10 protein-coding genes are annotated in these 20,958 nt (G+C 64.4%); all 10 read right to left on the bottom strand.

Going from position 1 to position 20,958, the window contains the following annotated elements:
• Positions 1-158 precede the first annotated feature (158 nt).
• Positions 159-1,709, bottom strand: a complete 1,551-nt coding sequence (locus FLG15_RS08730; protein WP_150145857.1) for an MASE1 domain-containing protein — start codon at positions 1,707-1,709, stop codon at positions 159-161.
• A 378-nt stretch (positions 1,710-2,087) separates the two neighbouring features.
• Complete coding sequence (locus FLG15_RS08725; RefSeq protein WP_209228249.1) at positions 2,088-3,515, bottom strand: sugar porter family MFS transporter; 1,428 nt, start codon at positions 3,513-3,515, stop codon at positions 2,088-2,090.
• 85 nt (positions 3,516-3,600) lie between these two features.
• Positions 3,601-4,938 (bottom strand): xylose isomerase, encoded by a 1,338-nt coding sequence (xylA, locus tag FLG15_RS08720; RefSeq protein ID WP_150145853.1) that lies wholly within the window; start codon positions 4,936-4,938, stop codon positions 3,601-3,603.
• Positions 4,939-4,985: 47 nt separating this feature from the next.
• Complete coding sequence (gene xylB / locus FLG15_RS08715) at positions 4,986-6,479, bottom strand: xylulokinase (protein ID WP_057679925.1); 1,494 nt, start codon at positions 6,477-6,479, stop codon at positions 4,986-4,988.
• A complete protein-coding gene (locus FLG15_RS08710; RefSeq protein ID WP_057679924.1) occupies positions 6,476-8,860 on the bottom strand; it encodes a glycoside hydrolase family 95 protein in 2,385 nt (794 codons plus the stop codon). The genes xylB and FLG15_RS08710 overlap by 4 nt, the downstream gene beginning before the upstream one ends.
• Before the next feature lie 79 nt (positions 8,861-8,939).
• Positions 8,940-11,843: a TIM-barrel domain-containing protein gene (locus FLG15_RS08705; protein WP_150145851.1), complete on the bottom strand. Its 2,904-nt coding sequence runs from the start codon at positions 11,841-11,843 to the stop codon at positions 8,940-8,942.
• A 188-nt stretch (positions 11,844-12,031) separates the two neighbouring features.
• Complete coding sequence (gene galD, locus FLG15_RS08700; protein WP_057679923.1) at positions 12,032-13,774, bottom strand: GH35 family beta-galactosidase GalD; 1,743 nt, start codon at positions 13,772-13,774, stop codon at positions 12,032-12,034.
• 11 nt (positions 13,775-13,785) lie between these two features.
• The gene (locus FLG15_RS08695) at positions 13,786-15,702 is read right to left on the bottom strand and encodes a sialate O-acetylesterase (RefSeq protein ID WP_057679922.1); all 1,917 of its coding nucleotides are present in this window, start codon (positions 15,700-15,702) and stop codon (positions 13,786-13,788) included.
• An 88-nt stretch (positions 15,703-15,790) separates the two neighbouring features.
• A complete protein-coding gene (locus FLG15_RS08690) occupies positions 15,791-18,046 on the bottom strand; it encodes a hypothetical protein (RefSeq protein ID WP_057679921.1) in 2,256 nt (751 codons plus the stop codon).
• A gap of 111 nt (positions 18,047-18,157) precedes the next feature.
• Positions 18,158-20,884, bottom strand: a complete 2,727-nt coding sequence (locus FLG15_RS08685) for a TonB-dependent receptor (RefSeq protein WP_150145849.1) — start codon at positions 20,882-20,884, stop codon at positions 18,158-18,160.
• Positions 20,885-20,958 lie beyond the last annotated feature (74 nt).

Here is a 20,958-nt window from a genome sequence, read left to right as displayed (position 1 = left end):
CGTTGCACGCATCGACAACGCGATGTGGGTACTTCCAATGGGCAAGGACGCAGACCGTGTCTCCGTACCTTCCGCTAACACACTTTGGGGCAGCCCTACGTCGGCGGCAAACGCGGAGCCAAGCGCCAATGCACGCATGATTTACCGGACCGCGCATTTCACTGTGCAAGTCGAGCGGCAAGCCAACGAGGAACATTGGAAGGTTTCTCCGTCGCAGTAACCGGAGGCACTTCTGCCACCAGGAAACTAACCACCAGCGCATGGCGGCGACGGAACATACCGCCATGCGCCTTCAGACGAGCGCGAAGTTCCGCCTCCGCATCCGGTGATTCGCGCCGCGGCGAATCCACTACCGACGTATCGGCAAATACTCTTACCACCACCCCTTGCGCACCTCTACCACGCCAAGCGCGCGCATGAATGAAATGCTTGCCCGCGGCGGGAAGAAGTTCCATTGCGTTAAGCACACAGCGATAGGCGGCCAGCTGCAACCCAAGTGACAGTAGCTGGCAATCCCCCTGCAAAAGACAGGCGACCCTAGTTGCATTCAGCCGCTCAAAGGTTGCCGAACATAACGATCGGAAGAGTCCGTGCGTTTCGATCTCGAGCGGGTACAGCGCCCCCACATACTCATGTAGTAGTTGAGACTCGAGCACGGCGAGACGAGTGATCTCCATTGCGGCGGCATGATTCCCCCGAGCACGCAGGTCTGCAATCACCGATTTCCGCAGTCTGTTTACCTGAACATTGATGTCGGAATACTCAACAACTCGATTCCTCAGCATCCTCTCAGCGGAGAGGTAGCTTTCCTGGATGGCACGCTGCGCATCGACCCTGACTCGTCGGATCGTCTCGAATCGCCTCACAGGCCTGGTGAATTTCGCACCTACGGAAAAGAGAATGGCGCTAACAATGACGTGCAAGATTTGAACATCGAACAACGCTGCATTGTAATAGCCGATCTCGTATGTCTTAGGTAACGTGATCGCCAGCGCAAAGTTGGCTAGCAACGTACCTAATGCGGTACCTATCCAGCCATGGTTGCGGGTCAAAAAAATGGCAGGCCCGATCAGTGCTGCCATCAACAGCTTTCGAGCCCATATATCCTGCGTATAGGCAAGGATGTAGAACAACACCAGGATTAGGACGACAGAGAGAGCCAGATCTCTCGGCAAGTCCGCTCGGGCGGGCCCGCGCCTCTGCGGGGACCAAAGCAGGACAGGAAGCAGAAAGCTCAGTATTCCCTGATAACTCCCCAACCAATAGCGAATCAGAAATTGGCCTGTATAGGCTGTTGAGGGGCCATCGAGTGAGGCGTTGAGAACGATGCTCCATAAAGAATTGCAAAACGCAATCGCAATGGCGAACGGGATCAGCAAGGAAGTCCGCTGGATTAGCGTTGCGCAGTAGCGACGCGCAGCCCAGATTCCAAACGCGACCATGGGTGCATGGAGAAAGGGACTGAAATAGCCCCATGCCGGGTCGTAACCCTGGGTGTGCGAAAGCGGCACCCGTAGCCACAACATCGCAGCTGCGTCCCCTGCCAGGAGAAAGGGCCACTCGCGGTAAGGCCTGAATAGTAGAGCGACGACGCGTAGCCCGACCGGCAAGTACCACTGATCGATGGAGCAATACCAGAGCGATAAGAACGCAAAGCAATAGCACACACTGATCAGCGCGCCTCTGACAAGCTCTCTTGCTACCGCCATACCACCACTCCTTGGTTTCACGATGCGCCCTAGTCTGGAGGGAATCGACCAGCGGAGTATAGCGGTGGCGCACACATTGCGAAAAAGCCGAGGCATCACCGGGGACGCGTCATGACTTGGTGACGACATCATGCACTTCGCTGGTGCAATGAAGCGCTCAGCGATGCATACCTTGGACAAGCAGTGGCGGCACACCTTGGGCGTTCGACAGCAACCACAAGCGTCTGTGCGACTATCAAGGAACTAGCACGCACCGAAATGACTGGGCATGTGTAGCATGGATTCGTGCTCAACCGTCGTACGCTCACAGACACGAATAAGGCCGCAAGAAGGCGGCCTTATTCGCAGCACACATAGCTTACGGCACGAGAAGCGAGTTCAGCCCTCCATCTGCTCCAACTCCTTGCCCTTGGTCTCGTAGACGTACTTGAGCACGAAGAACACCGAGATGAAGGCGGCGACGGTGTAGATGCCGTAGGCGCCGGCCAGCCCGATGCTGCCGAGTAGGATCGGGAAGCTGACGGTGATGGCGAAGTTGGAGGTCCACTGCGCGGCACCGGCAATGGCCAGGCCCGAGCCGCGGATCTGGTTGGGGAACATTTCGCCCAGCATCACCCACATCACCGGGCCCCACGAGGCGTTGAAGAACACCACGTAGACGTTGGCCGCCACCAGGGCGAGCATGCCCATGGCGTCGGACATCGCAAGCTTGCCGTTGAGATCCAGCGAGGCGGTGGCAAACGCGTAGGTCACCAAGGCCAGCGAGACCGCCATACCGGCCGAGCCGATCCACAACAGCGGCTTGCGGCCGATCTTGTCCACCAGCATCACGGTGACCAGGCAGGCACCGATGCTGAGGCCGCCGGAAAGCACGTTGATCAACAGCGCATCCTGCTCGGAGAAGCCCACTGCCTGCCACAACACCGCGCCGTAGTAGAACACCACGTTGATGCCCACCAGCTGCTGGAACACCGCCAGGCCAATGCCGATCCAGACGATGGGACGGATCTTGCCGGTGGCCTTGTTGATCAGGTCGGAGAACTTGGGCTTGTGCTGGTCGGCCGCCATCGAGGCGGAAATCTCGCCCAGCTTGGTCTGCGCGGCGGCGTTGCCATACAGACGCTTGAGCACCACCAGCGCCTGCTCGCGGCGCCCCTTGACCACCAGGTAGCGCGGGCTTTCCGGGATCACCAACAGCAGCAACAGGAACAGGATGGAGGGAACCGCCTGCATCCAGAACATCCAGCGCCAGGCCGCCTGCCCGGCCCAGAGCGGCTCGGTGGAAGCACCAGCGGCATTTGCCAGCAGGTAGCTGCTCAGAAACGCGCAGAACAGCCCGCTGATGATGGCGATCTGCTGCATCGTGGCGAGCCGCCCGCGGTAACGCGCGGAGGCGACCTCGGCGATGTAGGCCGGCGAAATGACGCTGGCCGCGCCCACCGCAAAGCCGCCCATCACGCGGGCGAAGATGAAGAATGCAGAGCTGTGCGAGGCGCCGGCGCCGATGGCCGAAAGCAGGAACAGCGCTGCGGAAATGATCAGGACCGCGCGACGGCCCCAGCGGTCGGCCAGACGGCCGGCAAAGAAGGCGCCGATGGCGCAGCCCAGCAGCATCGAGGCGACCTCGAAGCCGGTCTCGGCGGCGGTGGACTGGAAGGTCTGTTTCAGGCCATCGACGGTGCCATTGATCACGCCGCTGTCGAAGCCGAACAGGAAGCCACCGATCGTGGCCACGCAACTAATCAGGATGATGAAACGGGTGTTCTCGCCGGCATCGGGGGCGCCGTCAATGGAAACACTGGACATGGGTTCACCTGGGAACATGCAAGGGAGCGTCCACGGGGGTGGCCGCCATCGGCCGGCGACGCAGTGCGCCGCCGGCCACGGGACATCAACGCGTCAGATACTGATTGATCAGGTTTTCGTACGCTTCCTGGCGCCCGCTGATCTGCTGGGGCGCATTGCCGGCCGCATGCTTGGCCAGGTCCGCCAGCGTGGTCTTGCCTGCGGCAAAGTCCGCGCCCGCGCCGCTGTCGAAGCTGGCGTAACGCTCGGCGCGCCATTGCTCCAGCGGCGAAGACGTCAGCAGTGCGTTGGCCACTTCCAGCCCGCGCGCGAACGCGTCCATGCCGCCGATATGCGCCAGGAACAGGTCCTGCGGGTCGGACGATTCGCGCCGCACCTTGGCATCGAAGTTCAAGCCGCCCGGTGCCAGCCCGCCCTGCCGCAGCACCACCAGCATCGCGCCGACGGTGTCGTACAGGTCGGTTGGGAACTGGTCGGTGTCCCAGCCGTTCTGCGGGTTGCCGCGGTTGGCATCGATGCTGCCGAGCAGGCCGGCATCAGAGGCAACCTGCAGGTCATGCTCGAAGCTGTGGCCCGACAGCGTGGCGTGGTTGGCTTCGATGTTGAGCTTGAAATCCTGGTCCAGGCCATGCTGACGCAAGAAGCCGATTACGGTGGCGCTATCGAAATCGTACTGGTGCTTCATCGGCTCCATCGGCTTGGGCTCGATCAGGAAGTTGCCCTTGAAGCCGATCGCGCGACCGTAATCGCGTGCCAGGGTCAGGAAACGCGCCATGTTGTCCTGCTCGCGCTTCATCTGCGTGTTGTGCAGGCAGGCATAGCCTTCGCGGCCGCCCCAGAACACGTAGTTCTCGCCGCCGAGTTCAACGGTCGCATCGATCGCGGCCTTGACCTGCACTGCCGCACGCGCCACCACATTGAAGTCCGGATTGGTCGAGGCACCATTCATGTAGCGCGGGTGCGAGAAGAGGTTGGCGGTGCCCCACAACAGCTTGACGCCGGTGTCGGCCTGGCGCTGCTTGGCGATGCCCACCATGTGCTTGAGATTCTTTTCGTACTCGCCGATGTCATCGGCATCAGGCGACAGGTCGATATCGTGGAAGCAGTAATACGGCACGCCGAGCTTGGTGAAGAACTCGAACGCCGCGTCGGCCTTGGCTTCGGCGCGGTTCAACGCGGTAGTGCCCACGTCCCACGGATACGCGCGCGTGCCCGGGCCGAACGGATCGGCGCCGTTGCCGCAGAAGCTGTGCCAGTAGGCCACGGCAAAGCGCAGGTGCTCGGCCATGCTCTTGTCGCCGATCTTCTTGTTGGCGTCGTAGACCTTGAACGCGAGCGGGTTGTCCGAATCGCGGCCTTCGAAACCGATCTTGCCGATGCCGGGGAAATATTCTTTCGCGCCGATGTACACGGTGTTGCTCATGGGGTGTGAAGTCCTTGCTGCTGGGGGAGTTGTCGAAAAATTATCGATCAACCGGCATAGAGCGGGCTGACGACATGCAGGTGCTTGAGGAAGGTCTGGTAGTGCTGCTGATACTGGGCCACCCGCTGCGGGTTGGGCCGTGCGGCAAGCGCATCGTCCACCTGCAGGTGTTCCAGCACCACATCGGCCAATGCGGCATCGCCGCCGTCGGCGCGCTCGCAGGCCCACAAAGCCTGGAGCGCGGCACCGAACGCAGCGCCTTCGGGCTGGGTCGGCACGACGACCGGCAGGTTGAAGATGTCGGCCACCATCTGCCGCCACTGTGCGCTCTTGCTGCCGCCGCCGGTGAGCAGGATGGTATCGAACTGCAACCCGGCAGCAACGAAGGCATCGAAGCCGTTGCGCAGGCTGTAGGTGGCACCTTCCATCGCGGCGCGATAGAAATGCGCGGCGGTGGTGTTGTGCAGATCCATGCCGAACAGGCAGCCGCGCGCGGCCGGCAGATCCGGGGTGCGCTCGCCGTTGAAGAATGGCAGCAGCACCAGGCCGTCGGCGCCCGGCGGCGTGTCGGCGATCATCGCTTCGGTCTGCTCGCGGGTGATGGAGAACATGCGCATCACCGCCTCGGTCGCGACGGTACAGTTCATCGTGCAGATCAAGGGCAACCAGCCGCCGCTGGAGGAGCAGAACGCAGCCCAGCGCGCCTCATCGTCCACTACCGGGTGGTCGGCATAGGCGAACAAGGTGCCCGAGGTGCCCAAGCTCATGGTCAGGCGCCCTGGCACCACGTTGCCGGTGCCGATGGCGGCCATCATGTTGTCGCCGCCGCCGGTGGTGACGCGCACACCGGCCGGCAGATTCAATGCCCGGGCGGCGGCATCGGACAGCGCGTAGACCGCGCCGGTCTCCACCAGCGGCGGCAACGCATCGCGCAGGTCGCGCTGGGCATCCACTGCGCTCAGCATGCGCTCGGACCACTGTCGCGTACGTACGTCCAGCCAGCCGGTACCGGAGGCATCGCCCACTTCGGCAAAGCGCTCGCCAGTGAGCCAGAAGTTGATGTAGTCGTGCGGCAGCATCACCGTGGTCATCGCAGCATACGCTTCGGGACGATGCTTGCGCGTCCACGGCAATTTGGAGGCGGTATAGCCGGCCATGATGGGGTTGCCCGCCGCGGCCACGCTGCCTGCGGCGCCGCCGACGGCATCCATGATTTCGTCGCATTCCAGCGCGGTGCTGGTATCGCACCACAGCTTGACCGGCGCGGTGACGCTGCCGTCGGCTGCCACCGGCACGAAGCCGTGTTGTTGGCCGGAGACGGAGATGCCGCGCACGCGCGCACGCTGTTCGCCATCGAGCTGCGCGAAGCAATGCACGATGCCGTCGATCCACCACTGCGCCTGTTGTTCGCGGGTGCCATCGTCGCGGCTGATCAGCTCCATGGGCGCGGCGATGGTGGCGACCACGGCGCGCTCCTGCGGATCGTAGGCCACCAGCTTGACGCTCTGCGTTCCCACGTCCAGTCCTACATACAAGCTCATTGCGTCACCAATCGGTTGTTGTTGAGTCCCACCTGCCGGGTGCGGCCTGCGCCCAGTTCCAGGTCCAGGGTCTGCCCTGCGTAGGACAGTTGATAGCGCCCGCCACGATCGCTGTGCAAGCGTGCCTGTTGCAAGCGACCGCCCTCCCATTCCAGATCCACGCTGGCGCCGCCACGCACGCGCAAACCGCGCACGCTGCCGCGCGGCCAGGCCTTGGGCAAGGCAGGCAGCAGGAACACGCTACCGCCCCAGCTTTGCAGCAGCATCTCGGTGATGCCGGCGGTGCCGCCGAAGTTGCCATCGATCTGGAACGGCGGATGCGCGTCGAACAGGTTCGGATAGGTGCGCTCGGGCGAAATCAGCAGTTGCAGGATGCGGTATGCATGCTCGCCGTCGGCCAGCCGCGCCCACAGATTCAGCCGCCAGCCGATGCCCCAACCGGTGGTGTTGTCGCCACGGATTTCCAGCGAGCGGCGTGCGGCCGCAGCCAGCTCCGGGGTATCGCGCAGATTGATCTGACTCGAAGGATGCAAGGCGTACAGATGCGAGACATGGCGGTGGTGCATCTCCGGTGCGTGCATGTCCCAGTCCTGCTGCCATTCCTGCAACTGCCCGGCCTTGCCAATGCGGTTGGGCGGCAACTGCTCGCGCAAGGCGGCCAATTGCTGGGCGAACTCCGCATCGATGCCGAGCAACGTGCTCATGGCGATGCATTGCGCAAACAGGTCGCGCAGCAGCTGCGCGTCCATGGTCGGCCCCGCGCACACGGCCGCGCCGAACGGGTGCTGGTTTTCCGGCGAGATCGAGGGGTTGGTGACCATCGCGCCGGTCTGCGGGTCGCGCACCAAGGTGGCAACGAAGAACTCCGCCGCGCCCTTGAACAACGGGTAGATCTTGCCCAGGTAAGCGCGGTCGCGGCCGTAATCCCAGCGGTCCCACAGTTGCTGCAGCAGCCACACGCCGCCCATCGGCCACAGGCTCCACTGCGCACCGTCAATCGGGCCAGCCTGGCGCCACAGATCGGTATTGTTGTGCACCACCCAACCCGGCGCATCGTAGAGCGCCTTTGCGGTATGCGCGCCGGTCTGGGCAAGGTCGAACAGCATGGCTTCCAGCGGTTCGACGCATTCGTGCAATGCGCAGGCCTCGCTGGGCCAGTAGTTCATCTCGGTATTGATGTTGATGGTGTACTTGCTTTCCCACGGCGGCTGCATCAGGTCGTTCCAGATGCCCTGCAGGTTGGCCGGCTGGGTGCCGGGCCGCGAGCTGCAGATCAGCAGGTAGCGTCCGTATTGGTGATACAGCGCAGCCAATGCCGGATCATTGCCTTGCGCGAACCGCTGCACGCGTTCGTCGGTGGGCAGCTGCATGGCATCGCTGCTGCCGAGGTCGATCGCCACGCGCCGGAACAGGCGTTGATGATCAGCCACATGCGCACGCAACAGTGCAGGGAAATCCAGCTTGGCAGCCTTGCGCAGGCTTGCGGCGGTCAATGCGAGCGGATCGCCATCGACCGCATCGAAGCGTTGGTAACTGGTCGCGGCGCTGAGTAGCAACACCACTTCGTCGGCCGCCTCGATGCGTAGACGGTCGCGCACCTGGCTCAATTTGCCGCCGCGCACCTGCGGCAGCACCCGCAAGGCAAATCGCAGCTTGCCTTCGATGCCGGCGAAGCTGCCGTTGCGACCACTGAACAGCAAACCGCCCTGCTCGGCGGTGACCTCGCCGGTTTGCGGGCTGTCGATGCCCACACGCAACGAAATGCCGCCGGGGCGGTCGCACGACAGCCGTACCACGATGCATTGCGCTTGCGCGCAGACGAATACCTCGCGCCGATGCACCGCGCCGCCGGAGCGGAACGTGGTGGTGGCCACCGCGGTGTCCAGATCGAGCTGACGGCGATAGTCGCTGATGCCGTCGGCGCGATCGAAATCCAGCAGCAGATCGCCCACCGGTTGATACGGCATCTGCTTGAGCGGACGCGAGAGCAGCTTTGCATCGGCCAGTTGTTCGGCCTCTGCGTAGCGCCCGGCGAAGATCAGCGCACGCACCTGCGGCAACGCGGCCAGTGCCTCAGGGCTGGTGGAATCGTAGGGCCCGCCAGCGTAGAGCGTGTCCTCGTTGAGCTGCAGGCGCTCGTGGGCGATACCACCCCACACCATCGCACCGAGTCGGCCATTGCCGACCGGCAAGGCTTCCACCCATTCATTGGCCGGCTCGCGATACCACAGCTGCAGGGCCTCTTCTGCCGCGACGGGCGGGGGCGCGGATTGTTTCGAAGCCTGCGCGGCCGGTGCAGCCGCCGGCATGGCGCCCAGGACCGCGATGGCGGCCCCGGTTGCCTTGCACAGCTCGCGACGGGTCAGCACGGCAACCGCCATGCTGCCTGGCCGGAACCGCGCGCGCCTGCCTTGCGGCGTTCCGGCATCTGGGTGCTCATCGACTGAAGACAGCCTGCGATCATCGACGACGCGCTTTGCCCGACGCAATCTTGCGCTGCAACACGCTGACCGGCTTGCCGTCGTACTGGATGCTGGCGTCGGTCTTGGGCGCGAGCGCGCCGGCATCGTCGCGTGGACCGTCGACGAAGCGCACGTTGATGGTGCGTTTGGCCTGCATGCCGGTCCAGCTGCCTTCGCGCTTGCCGATGCTCAGTTCGCCCTTGGCCTGGTTCCAGACCAGCGGGATGCGGCTGAACTCGCCCTTCTCGTAGCCGTAGCCTTTGCCATCGTCTTCATACAGCGAGAACTGGCCATCGGCGCCGGTGTAGATCACCACGGTGAGCGGTGCATCCGGCACCTGGTCGACGTATTCCTGCACCGGGCCGGTCGGCACGATGGAGCCGGCACGCACGAACAGCGGCATGCGTTCGATCGGCGCGGCCGCTTCGATGGTCTGGCCACCTTCGTAACGCTTGCCGGTGGCGAAATCCAGCCAGCTGCTGCCGGCCGGCAGGTACACCTGCCGCGAGGTGGCGCCGAAGCGGGTCACCGGTGCGACCAGAAAGGCCGGCCCGAACAGGTACTGGTCGTTGATGTCGCGCACCTTCGCGTCATCCGGGAAGTCCATCATCATGCCGCGCATGATCACACCATCGCGCTGGTAGGTGTCGCCGGCCAGGCTGTAGATGTACGGCAACAGCGCATAACGCAAACGGTTGTAGTAGGCCATGCTCTCGTAGAACGGCGTCCCTTCCGGTGCGATGTTCCAGATTTCGCGATACGGGAACTGGCCGTGCGAACGGAAGATCGGCACGAACGCACCGAACTGGAACCAGCGCGTATTGAGCTCGCGCCATTCCGGCAGGTGGGCCGGATCCTGGTCTTCGTAACGCTTCTCCACCGCAAAGCCGCCGATGTCGAAGGTCCAGTTGGGCAGGCCCGACAGCGCCATGTTCACGCCACCGGAGATCTGGTCGCGCATGTCGTCCCAGCGCGACACGATGTCCCCGCTCCACACCGCCACCGCATTGCGCTGGGTGCCGGCATAGCCCTTGCGCGAGAGGATGAACACGCGCTTGTCGTCGGCCGCACGGTCGCCCACGTACACGCCATGGGTGTGCGGCAACGGGTAGGAGTTGAAGTACTCGGTGGACGAGCCCAGCGCGTTCGGCGTGGTGCGTGCCTTGCGCTCGGCGATGTCCAGATTCGAATGCACGTCCGGCTCGTCGGCGTCCATCCACCAGGCATCGAAGCCCTTGCTGTTGAGCTTTTCGTTGACCTGGCGCCAGTAGATCGCCTGCGCCTTTTCCGAATACGGGTCGTAGAACGAGTTCTTGTAGCCCTTGCCGATCCAGTCCAGCTCACCGACCTCCACGTTGCGCTTGAACATGAAACCGGCCGCGTCCAGTTCCTTGTAGTTGGCGGTGGTGGGATAGAACTTGGGCCAGATCGAAATCATGATCTGCGCATGCATGTCGTGCACGGCCTTGACCATGCCGTCCGGGTCCGGGAAGTGCTGCTTGTCAAAATCGTGCGAGCCCCAGGCATCTTCCGGCCAGTACGACCAGTCGAGCACGATGTTGTCCAGCGACAGCTTGCGCTTGCGGTATTCGGCCACCGCGCCCACCAGCTCGTCTTGGCTCTTGTAGCGCTCGCGGCTCTGCCAGAAGCCGTAGGCCCACTTGGGCAGCATCGTCGACTTGCCGGTCAGCTCGCGGTAACCGGCAACGGCCTGGTCGTACGAATCGGCGGAGACGAAGTAGTAGTCGATCATCTGGCCGGCTTCGGACCACAACGACAGGTCCTTGGCTTCGGCTGCCGGCAGCGGGTCGCGGTGCAGCAGTGCGATGTAGCTGGGGTCGATCAGATCCCATTCGATCTTGACGGTGTGGCGCGTGCCCGGTTCCAGATCGAGCTTGAATTCGTGATTCCACGGGTTCCAGTTCTGGCGCCAGCGGTCGATCACCAGATTGCCGTCCACATACAACTTGGCGTATTCGCTCGAATACAGCGAGAAGGTGTGTTCGCCATCGGTGAGCGCTTCGATCTCGCCCTCCCAGGTCACTTGCATGCGGCTGTTCTTGTCCTTAGTGATCGCTTTCTTCGGGTACTTGGGCAGATCGCTCAGGTACTGGTAGTTCACCTCGCTCTCGCGGCGTTCGAGGATTTGCTTGCCGTTGATCGCATAGCGTGCGGTCAGCGCGCCGGCCTTGCCCTTGGCGTCGTACAACTTCAGCGTTTTCGGCAGCGGCTGCAGGCCGCGCGGGTCGCCCAGGCGGGTGATCGAGTTGTTGTCCCACAGCAGGCCGTAGTTGCGGCTGGACACCAGGTACGGCACCGCCATGTCGATGTTGTTCTGCTGCAGCTCGACGTTGCGGCCCTTCTGGTTCATCCAGCCCTGCTGGTGCTGGCCGAAGCCGTACAGCGCTTCGTCATCGGGCGACTGGAAGCGCTGGCGCACGCTCAGGTACTGCTTGCCCTCGACCTTCAACGGCGCAAAGCTGCGCCCGCCGGCCACTTCCGACAGCACCGGCTTGCCGTTGGCATCGGCAAAGCTGACACGGCCATCGACGGTGGAGATGCTGGCAGTGACCTTGCCGGTCTTCAGCTGCACGCTGTCGCCCTGCTCGGACATCTGGAACGCGCTGTCGCCCTGCACCGGCACGCGCATCAGGCTGGGGCTGCGCGCGAAGTCGCCGTCCGGGTCCGCGCTGACGCGGATGATGCCGCTATCGACCACCTGCAGGCGCACCGGCGCAGCGCCCTTGGCGCTGGGCACCACGGTGACGCCATCGGCGGCCTTGCGCACTTCCTGCGCATGCGCGGCGTTGGCCAGCAGGGCCAGCGACAACGCCAGGCAATGGGCCAGCGGTGTACGCCGGTTGGCGGGCACGGTGCCGGCGGAACGGATGGTGGTTTGCATGATCACTCCCTTTGAATTGCGAAACAGGCTGCGGGGGCAGCGCTGCGTGGTCTTGATGATGATGTGGTCGACGCGTTGCGGGCAGTCGTCCGGTGGGCGTGGTAGCGGCAGGTGCAGCGGTGCACCCTGCCGCGTCGCTCGCATCCGCTGCGCCGGCATGACGTCGGCGCAGCGGGTGTCACCGGCCCTTACTTGAACGTGGCGAGCTTGATCTTGAGCAGCTGCGGCGCGCTGGAGAAGTTGACGCCGTAGTCGGTCTGGTCGCCATTCCAATTGCGCACGAACTTCCAGTCTGTGCCTTCATAGACGCCCTCTTCGACGCGGTCGTAAATCATGTTGGCGGTCGCTTCGCTGGCCGGGTGCAGGGTCACGCGCGCGTGGTAGCCGGTGACCAGGAACTCGTCCGGCCCCAGCTCTGCGATCAGCGCAGCGCCGATCGGTTCCGGGTTGCCCGGCGGCTCGCCCTTGAACCAGAACTGCGGCACACCGTAAGTGATGGTGGCGCTCCAGCGGTCGTTGAGCTTGAGCTCCTGCACGGCCTGGCCGGGTTCTTCGGCAGTGCCATGCAGCTTGCCTTCCGAAGCGGCCTTGGCGAACGGGCGCATGCCACGCTTGACCAGATCGAAGCCCAGCGCAAACGGCGCCAGGGTTTCTTCGTTGACGTGCTTGGCACCCAGCGGATAGTTGGAATAACGCGTGTAATCCATGCCGAACGCCGACCAGCCGATGCCGTCATGGCCCAGCGTCGGGAACAGGTAGCGCGCGTACTCGGGGCGGTTGCCGGTTTCGGCGACGAACAAGGCATTGTCCGGGCGTGCGTAACGTTCCAGCACCGTGGTGTACATGCGGTATTCGGGCATGTAGATGTCCGGCGCCAGCAGGTCGATATGCGGTCCGGCCGCCTTCCATACATCCAGCACGTTGTCGGTGGGGCCACCGCTGGCGTACTGGCCGGGCTGGCCCGGATTGAACGGGCCACGCAGCGCGGCGTTGACGTACATCGGCAACGGATAGGCGGCCTTGCCGGCTTCGGTCACCTGGTCGATGTAGCGGCCGATCGACCAGGCATGGAAGAACTCATCGGCATCGGCACCGAACACCTGCGTCCAGGTGCCCGGCTGCTTGTTCATGCGCTTGAGCAATTGCTCCGGCACCGGGCCGTCGAACAGCTTCTGCGCCATCGGCGAGAAGTCGCGCACGCTGCCGTAGGTGCCCGCCTCGTTCTCCGGCTGGATCATGATCACGGTGTGCTGCGGGTCCACCTGTTTCAGGTGCTGCATGAAGGCGACGAATGCCTTGCGGTCGGCATCCAGGGTGGCCTGCGCATGCGGCGACAGCGAGCCGATCGACTTGCCTTCGCGCGTCACCACGCGCGGGAAACGCTGGTTGTCGGTCTTGACCCAATGCGGCGCGTACTGCGGGCCGTTGTTCTTCCAGGTTGCAAACCACAGCAGCACCAGCCGCACCTTGTGTTCGCGCGCCTGGGTGAGCAGCGTATCGACAAAGGAAAAATCGAACCTGCCTTCTTCCGGCTCCACCTGTTCCCAGGCGATCGGCACCTGCACGGTGTTGGGGCCCAGCACCTGCATGGCCGGCCACACCTTGTCCATGATGCCGGGGTAGTTGCTGGAGTTGTTGACCTGCGCGCCCAGGATCAGGAACGGCGCACCGTCGACCATCAACGCATGCTTGCCATCCTTGCTGACGAATTGCGGCATCGGGGTCTGTGCAGCCGGCGCCTGCGCATTGGCCGGCGTTGCCGCAACGGTGCTTGCAGCAGGGGTGGTTGCGGCAGGTTTGCCGGCATCGCCCTTGTCGCCAGATTGGCAGGCAGCCAGGGCCAGCGTCAGCGCGGACAGCAGCAGCGGACGCAGGCAACGGCGTGCGTTGGAATGGGAAATGGCACGTGCAACGGGGGAATGCATGGACATAAGGCTCCGTGTCACCAGGTATCGGTGCGGAAGGGGGAAACAGGAAGGGCGTCGCGATTGATCAGATTGGCGTCGTTCGGGTTCTCGCTCCAGCCGTAGCGCACGGCGACCGGTGCGGCGACCGCATCGCTGCGCACGATCACGCGATCGCCCTCGATCTGCGCGGTGGCCGGGTGGAAACGTTGATCGGCACCTGCAATACGAAAGCCCTGCACGGCACCACCGCCACGCACCTGCAGCGCACTGCCCTGCAAGTCGAAGCTCAGCACCGCCTTGCCGTCGTCAAAGCGCGCGCGCTCGAACACCGGCGCGCTGTACACCAACGTTTCGCCATAGGCCACATGCCGCGCTGCCAGCGCCAGGCGATGACCGACATCGCGCTTGTTGGTGGGATGGATATCGGTGGGATTGCCGATGTCGATGATCACCGCCTGCCCGGTTGCCGGCAGCGCCAGCGTCTTGGACTGCGATTCGCGCAACAGCGCCCACGGACTCAGCTCGCCCGCGTCGCCACCGGCCTTGAAGTTGGCCAGCTGCACCCACAGGAACGGCAGCGCCTTGTCGCCGCGCTCGACACGCCATTGCTGGATCATCGCCGCGAACTGCTCGCGGTATTTCACCGCGCCGGTATCGGTGGCATTGGTTTCGCCCTGGTACCAGATCACGCCCTTGACCGGGAACGGCTGCAGCGGATGGATCATCTGGTTGTACAGCAGCGTGGGCAGCTGATTCTTGTTGTCGGCCAACGACACCCGCACCGCAGCCGGGCGGAATTTCCAACCGCCCAGCGCACGCTTGGCACCGGTGCTGGTCTGCACGAAGCGCTGCTCATCCGGGCCATGCATGCCGCCACCGCCGCTGAGGTCTTCCACGCGGACCGCAATGTGGTTGACGCCGGCCTTGAGCGCCGCAGCCGGCACCGGATACACGCGTGGCAGGTTCCATTGCTTTTCGGTGCTGCCGACCTGCTGGCCGTTGACGTAGGTGGTATCCGAATCGTCGATCTGGCCCACGCCCAAGGTGATGCCGGCCTTGGCCTCGGCAGCGCTGAGCGTCAAGGTGGTGCGATACCAGGCGATGCCGTCCATGCCGTCGTAGCCGCTGGATTCCCATTGCTTGGTGACCGGGATGCTGTCCCAATCGCTGTCGTCGAACGCCGCTTGGCGCCATTGCGGCATCTCGCCCTCCACCTTGGGCCAGCGCGCGATGCGCTTGCCGGTGGCCGCCTGCGCTGCGGCGTCGCGTTGCTTGATCGCCTCGATCGCGCCCTGGTTCTGATCGGCACTCAGGCCCAATGACGCAGCGTCCATCCACGCTTCGATCGCGCTGCCGCCCCAGGTGCTGTTGACGATGCCGATCGGCACGCCGGTGCTGGCGCGCAGCTCCTTGGCGAAGAAATAGCCAACCGCGGTGAACTCACCGGCGCTTGCAGGCGTTGCGGCCTTCCACTCGCCACCGGTCAGGCGCGCCTGCGGCTGCACCGACCACGACTTGGGCACCTTGAAATGCCGCAGCTGCGCATCGTTGGCCGCGGCCACCGCTTGCGGGCCGTCGCTGGCCTGGGCCAACGGCCATTCCATGTTCGATTGCCCGCTGGCCAGCCACACATCGCCAACCAGCACATCGCGCACCTGCAGCTCGCCCCCGTCGCCCTGCACACGCAGCATGTAGGGGCCACCGGCTGCGTGCGCAGGCAGCTTGACCTTCCATTGCCCTGTTGCGTCGGCCTTGGCGGAGGCGCGCTTGCCGTCGAAGCTGACCGTGATCGCGGCATTGGGCGAAGACCAGCCCCACACCGGCATCGGCTGATCGCGCTGCAGCACCGCGCCATCGGCAAACAGCAGCGGCAGCGTCGGCACCGCCCAGGCGCACGGACTTGCCAGCACCAGGCCCAGCAAGCAGCCACGACGAACGAAAGAAGCGGTCATGCAGTGATCTCCAAAGTCGGCGCAGCCAGGCGGCGCACAGCGCCGTACACGGTAAGACAGCGCGATGACACGCGCAGCGATGCGACGCTCATCGTGGATCGCCATAGAAGATGCCACGGCCACCGGTGGCAAAGTACACGCGGCCGGCAATACGCGGGTCGCCGGTCACGCTATACGGCTTGCCGAAGCGATGGGCATCGTCGTTGAGACGTCGCCAATGCGCGCCCTCGTCATCGGAGCGGAAGATGCCATCCACGCCGGCTACGCGTCCGGCCAGATACAGGGCTGGCGGCGCGCCGGCACGCAGCGCCTTGCCGATGCCCAACGAGCGCGCTTCATCGGGTCTGGAAAGCGTGCGCAACTGGCCGTTGTGCCAGCGCATCACGCCCAGCGTCGGGCTGGCCAGATACACCACACCCGCACGCCATGGGTCGGGCCGCAGCTGCGGGCGCGCACGTTCATCGCGGGCCGGGCTGCCGACCTGCTGCCCGGTATCGCGAAAGCTGGCCGCGCCATCGCGGCTCTCGTACAGCCGCCCACTCACCCGATCGGCCGCGTACCAGCGCTGTGCATCGACGCGGTCGGCCACCACGACCGCGGTGTCGGGCAAGCCCTGCACGCGCTGCCAGTGCTTGCCGACATCGCCGGTGCGCCATACCCCGCCCTGCTCCGGTGCCCACACCACCTGGGCTGCATCGGCGGCGATGGCAATGGTGCCGGCCCCCTGCCCGCGCGGTGGTTCGCTGGCGAACGCGCTCCAGTGCGTGCCACCGTCCTGCGAATACAGCGCGCGGATCTCGTTGTTGCGGCGATCGCGCACGGTGCCGCTGCGCACCACCCACTGCGGCGCCTGGCCGGCGGCATCGAGACTCTCGCCGTTGGTCAGGCGCGGGCCCAGATACTGCAATTGTGCGGTGTCCAACGCGTCATGCCGGAAGCCATCGATATCGCCCAGCGCACTGAGCAGATGCGCGCCGGCCATCGGGCTGAGCAGATCCAGCGGCACGGTTTCTTCCAGCCCTCGGTCCTGGAACCACCACTGCAACGGCTGCTGCGTTGAAAACGTCTGCAGATTGCGCGAGGCCCAGATGCCATAGCCGGTGACGAACAAGGCGTGGTTGCTGGCGAACGGATCGATCGCCAACGCGCCTATCCAGTGCGGTGTTGCGTGCGCGGTCCACGGCGCGGCGCTGTGATCGAACTGCGCACCGGCCAGCAGCGGCGCCCAGCTACGCCCGCCATCGCGGCTGCGAAATATCTCATCGCGCGGCGTGCGGCGGCGGAACGTGCTGGCCAGCAGCACCTGCGGATGCTGCGGATCCACCGCCACCGCGCCCCAGCCGAAGCCATCGCCGCTGGCGGGTTGCGGGATCGGGCTGATCTCGCGCCAGCGGCTCTGCGCCGCATCGTAGTTCCACAGCGCGCCACCGGCCATCAGGTCCGGGCCGGGGTGATCGCCATAACTCACATACCACTGCCCAGCCTTGCCACCGACCATGTGGTTGGGGCGCAACCCTTTGGGTTGCCCGGCCACGGGCGACCAGGTGCGCCCCGCATCTTCGGAGACGTACAGGCTGGTCTGCGCAGTGGAAACGCCCACATAGATGCGGGGTGTCGCAGCGCCGGTCCGGCCGCTGGCGGCATCGAAGACCACGAAGGCGATGCCCACGGCCTGTTCGCTTCCCACATGGTTGCGCGCGGTGGCGCCTGCCAATGCATCGGTCGGAAACGTCTCCACCCGCGCCCAGTGCGCGCCACGATCGTCACTGCGCCACAGGCCTGCATCCCGCGAACCCAGCAACAGCACACGGCCGTCGTGCGGGTCCACCGCCAGCCGCTCGCCGTTGGCGCGGCCCAATTGATTGCCACCGAGCTTGAACGGCAACTCGGCGCGTTCGAAATGCTTACCGCGATCGAACGAACGCAACACCGCCGCATTGCCGGCGCGTTCGTGCATGTAGGTGCCGGCAGCCAGATACAGCGCGTTCGGGTCGGCAGGATCGACCGCGAAGGCGTCGATTCCCATCAGGTTCCAGTCGTCGGCCCCCAACCAGTCGGTCAGCGCAACCCACTGCTGCGCCTGCGCGTCCCAGCGATAGGCACCACCGACATCGGTGCGTGCATAGGCGAGATCGCGTTCGGCGGGATGAAACAGCACGCCGGTGACGAAGCCGCCCCCGCCGATGGCCACGCTGCGCCACTGGTACGGTTCTGGCGTGCCGGGCTCGTCCGCAGCGACGCTGGACGTCATGAACAGCACCACCAGCGTCAGGCAGACCGCAGTCAGCCACGCACGTGCTGCAGAAAAACGGCGCTTAGTAGGCGGATCGATCACGGCGATCATTCCTCCGGCTCCCCTCGCGATCGATGGCCTGGCCATCGATAGGAAAAACACCGGCCCAACGAGCTGCCTGCACAGCTCGCCGGACCGGCGACGCACTTCCTACGGCGCGTTCTACAGGCTGGCCCGCAACGTCAGGCCATACCGACGATCGTTGATCACGAAATCGCGGTAGCGCGACTCGACACCCAGGTAGCTCTCGCGGCGGGTATCGAGCAGATTCACGCCATCGAGCGAAATCGACCACACATCATTGATGTTGAAACGCAGCGAGGCATCCAGCTGGCCGAAGCCCTTGTTGTAGACCGGCAGGTTGCCGGTACCGTTGCCCGCGGTGGTCACCAGCCAGTCGCTGCGCCAGTTGTAGGCCACACGGCCCTGGAAGCGCGACGTTTCGTAGCTGAGGATCGCGTTGTAGCTGTTCTTGGACAGGCCCTCCAGCGGCACCGTCAGCGACTGGCCGTTGGTGTCGGTGGCCGTGGGGCTCGGCGCCTCGCTGTCGACGTAGGTGTAGTTGGTCTGCAGGCCGAAGCCGCTCAACCAGCCCGGCAGGAAGTCGAAGAACTGCGTGTAACCCAGTTCCGCGCCGCGAATCTTGCCCGAATCGCCATTGACCGGCCGAGTGATCTGCCACACCTGGCCGTCGTACACCTCGTTGAAGACGGCATTGGCGATGAAGCCTTCCACCTTCTTGTAGAACACGGTGCCGTACATCATCGAGCCCTGGCCGAAGTACCACTCCAGCGCGGTGTCGAACTGGTCGGCCTTGACCGCTTCCAGGCTCGGGTTACCTGCGGTGCCGGTGAAGGTCGAAGCGCCGTTGGAGGTGCCGGTGCTCAGGCTCAGGCTCAGGTTCGGGTTGAGCTTGTCGAAGGTGGGACGCGAGATGCCACGCGAGGCGGCAAAGCGCCACTGCAGCTGATCGCTCAGCATCCAGCGCAGGTTCAAGCTCGGCAGCACGTCGGTGTAGGTCTGCTGTGCATCCACCGGAATCAGACCGCCGCCTTCAGCGTCGGTGCCGGTGCGCACGCCCTGCGAGCCCACTTCGGTACGCACCACGCGCACGCCGATGTTGCCGTCAAACGGAATGTCGCCATCCACGCCGAAGCGCAGCACGCCGTAGGCCGCGTAGGTCTTCTCGTTCTGCGTATTGATGTTGTTGGGCGCAAATTCCAACGGGCTGGCACCGAAGGCGGCCAAGGTCTGCTGATAGTTTGCCACTGCCGCATCGGATGCCGTCAGGGTCGGCCCGAAGGCGTGACTCTGGCCGCGGAAGAAATCGGTGATCGGATTGGTCATCACACCGATGCCCGGGTACTGCGAAAACGGCGCGCCATTGCAGTTGTTGATGCACATGAAGCGATAAATGTTGCCCTTGGTCTCGGCATCGCGGTCGGTGTAACGCACACCGGCCTTGAAGCTGCGCACGAAGTCGCTGTCGAAGGCCAGATCCATATCCGAACGCCAGGCGAATTCGGTGCCCTTGTTGTCGTCCTTGTTGTCCAGGTGATAGCGCCAACCGTTGTAGTTGTTGACGTCGGCCAGATAGCCTTCCGCACCGCTGGCGTCGGTCACCGACAAGCGCGGCAGATCGCCACGGAAATCGACGTTGAACTGCGGGCTGGTGACCTGACCGGTGGACAGGATGTAGCGCGTGCCGGTGGTGGTGGCATCGACATACTGGAAGTCGGTGCTCAGGGTCAGCTTTTCGTTGACCGTCCACTTGGCGCCCAACGAATAATCGGTGGTCACCGAATGCCGCTCGGTCAGGCTGGTATTGGATTCGGTCGGCACGTTCTGGAACGAGCCGTTGACGAACTCGTTGCGGCTGTTGACCTGGATGCCGGGCAAGCCCTGCATCGGGTTGGCGCCGGTAAGCGCGAAGAACGAATAATCGTGCCAGCTGAAGTCGTAGTCCGAACGCAGCACCTGCGTATAGACCTCCACCGCATCGTTCGGACGCCACTGCATCGCAAACGCGCCGGTCTTGCGCTCGCGCTCGCCGACGGTGGTGTTGATGCCGGCGCCGTGCGGTACCGACACGCCCTGCCCTTCGTAGCCCGGCAGATCGGCCTGGGTGTACCACGGCTCGATCGAAATGGTGTCCTGACGGAACGGGCTCTTCTGCTGCGAGTAGTTCACCAGGATGCCGATCTCGCCGATGCCGGTCTGCCAGCGATCGCTGAACAGGCCCGAGAACGCCGGCTTGCCGTCGTCGGCGAGGTCGTAATAGTTGTACTGCACGCTACCGGCGATCTTGCGGCCGTCGTAGTCGAACGGCAGACGCGTGCGCAGGTCGACCGTACCGCCCAGGCCACCTTCGATCATGTCGGCAGACGGATTCTTGTAGACGTTGACGCCGCCGAGCAATTCGGCAGACACGTCTTCGAAGCTCAGCCCACGGCCGTCGTTGGCGGTAAAGATGTCGCGGCCATTGAGCTCGGTGCGCACCTGGGTGAGGCCGCGAATGGCGATCGAGCTGCCTTCGCCGTAGTTGCGCGAAATCTGGATGCCGGAAATGCGCTGCAGCGCTTCGGCCACGTTGTTGTCGGGCAGCTTGCCGATGTCTTCGGCAACGATGGAATCGACGATCTGCTCTGCGTTCTGCTTGACCAGCTGCGCCTTGGTCACGCTGCTGCGGGTGCCGGTGACCTGCACGGTGTCCAGCTGTTGCGTCGTCGCGTCAGATGCCGGCGCGGCAGTGGTGGTCGCATCCTGCGCATAGGCCTGCGCGCTCAGCAGCGTGGCCACACTGATGGCCATCACGGAGCGGCGGAAATCGCGGATCGAACGCTGACCCACAGTCCGGCCTGCCGGAATGTGGCGATGTTGCACTGACATGGTGCTCCCTCCCAGGACGCATGTACTTCTAGTTTTTAGCGGGCCGGTGCGCGAGCGCCCTACCCGTCGTTGGT

Source organism: Xanthomonas phaseoli pv. dieffenbachiae (assembly GCF_008639345.1).
Taxonomy (GTDB): Bacteria; Pseudomonadota; Gammaproteobacteria; order Xanthomonadales; family Xanthomonadaceae; genus Xanthomonas; species Xanthomonas phaseoli.
The sequence above is the reverse complement of the archived record's forward strand: the minus strand, read 5'-3'. Positions and strand labels throughout refer to the sequence as shown.

Bases quoted from the DNA above. Each gene is read 5' to 3' on its own strand.
- FLG15_RS08730 (WP_150145857.1), bottom strand. From the start codon at position 1,709: ATGGCGGTAGCAAGAGAGCTTGTCAGAGGCGCGCTGATCAGTGTGTGC.
- FLG15_RS08725 (WP_209228249.1), bottom strand. From the start codon at position 3,515: ATGTCCAGTGTTTCCATTGACGGCGCCCCCGATGCCGGCGAGAACACC.
- xylA (WP_150145853.1), bottom strand. From the start codon at position 4,938: ATGAGCAACACCGTGTACATCGGCGCGAAAGAATATTTCCCCGGCATC.
- xylB (WP_057679925.1), bottom strand. From the start codon at position 6,479: ATGAGCTTGTATGTAGGACTGGACGTGGGAACGCAGAGCGTCAAGCTG.
- FLG15_RS08710 (WP_057679924.1), bottom strand. From the start codon at position 8,860: ATGGCGGTTGCCGTGCTGACCCGTCGCGAGCTGTGCAAGGCAACCGGG.
- FLG15_RS08705 (WP_150145851.1), bottom strand. From the start codon at position 11,843: ATGCAAACCACCATCCGTTCCGCCGGCACCGTGCCCGCCAACCGGCGT.
- galD (WP_057679923.1), bottom strand. From the start codon at position 13,774: ATGTCCATGCATTCCCCCGTTGCACGTGCCATTTCCCATTCCAACGCA.
- FLG15_RS08695 (WP_057679922.1), bottom strand. From the start codon at position 15,702: ATGACCGCTTCTTTCGTTCGTCGTGGCTGCTTGCTGGGCCTGGTGCTG.
- FLG15_RS08690 (WP_057679921.1), bottom strand. From the start codon at position 18,046: ATGATCGCCGTGATCGATCCGCCTACTAAGCGCCGTTTTTCTGCAGCA.
- FLG15_RS08685 (WP_150145849.1), bottom strand. From the start codon at position 20,884: ATGTCAGTGCAACATCGCCACATTCCGGCAGGCCGGACTGTGGGTCAG.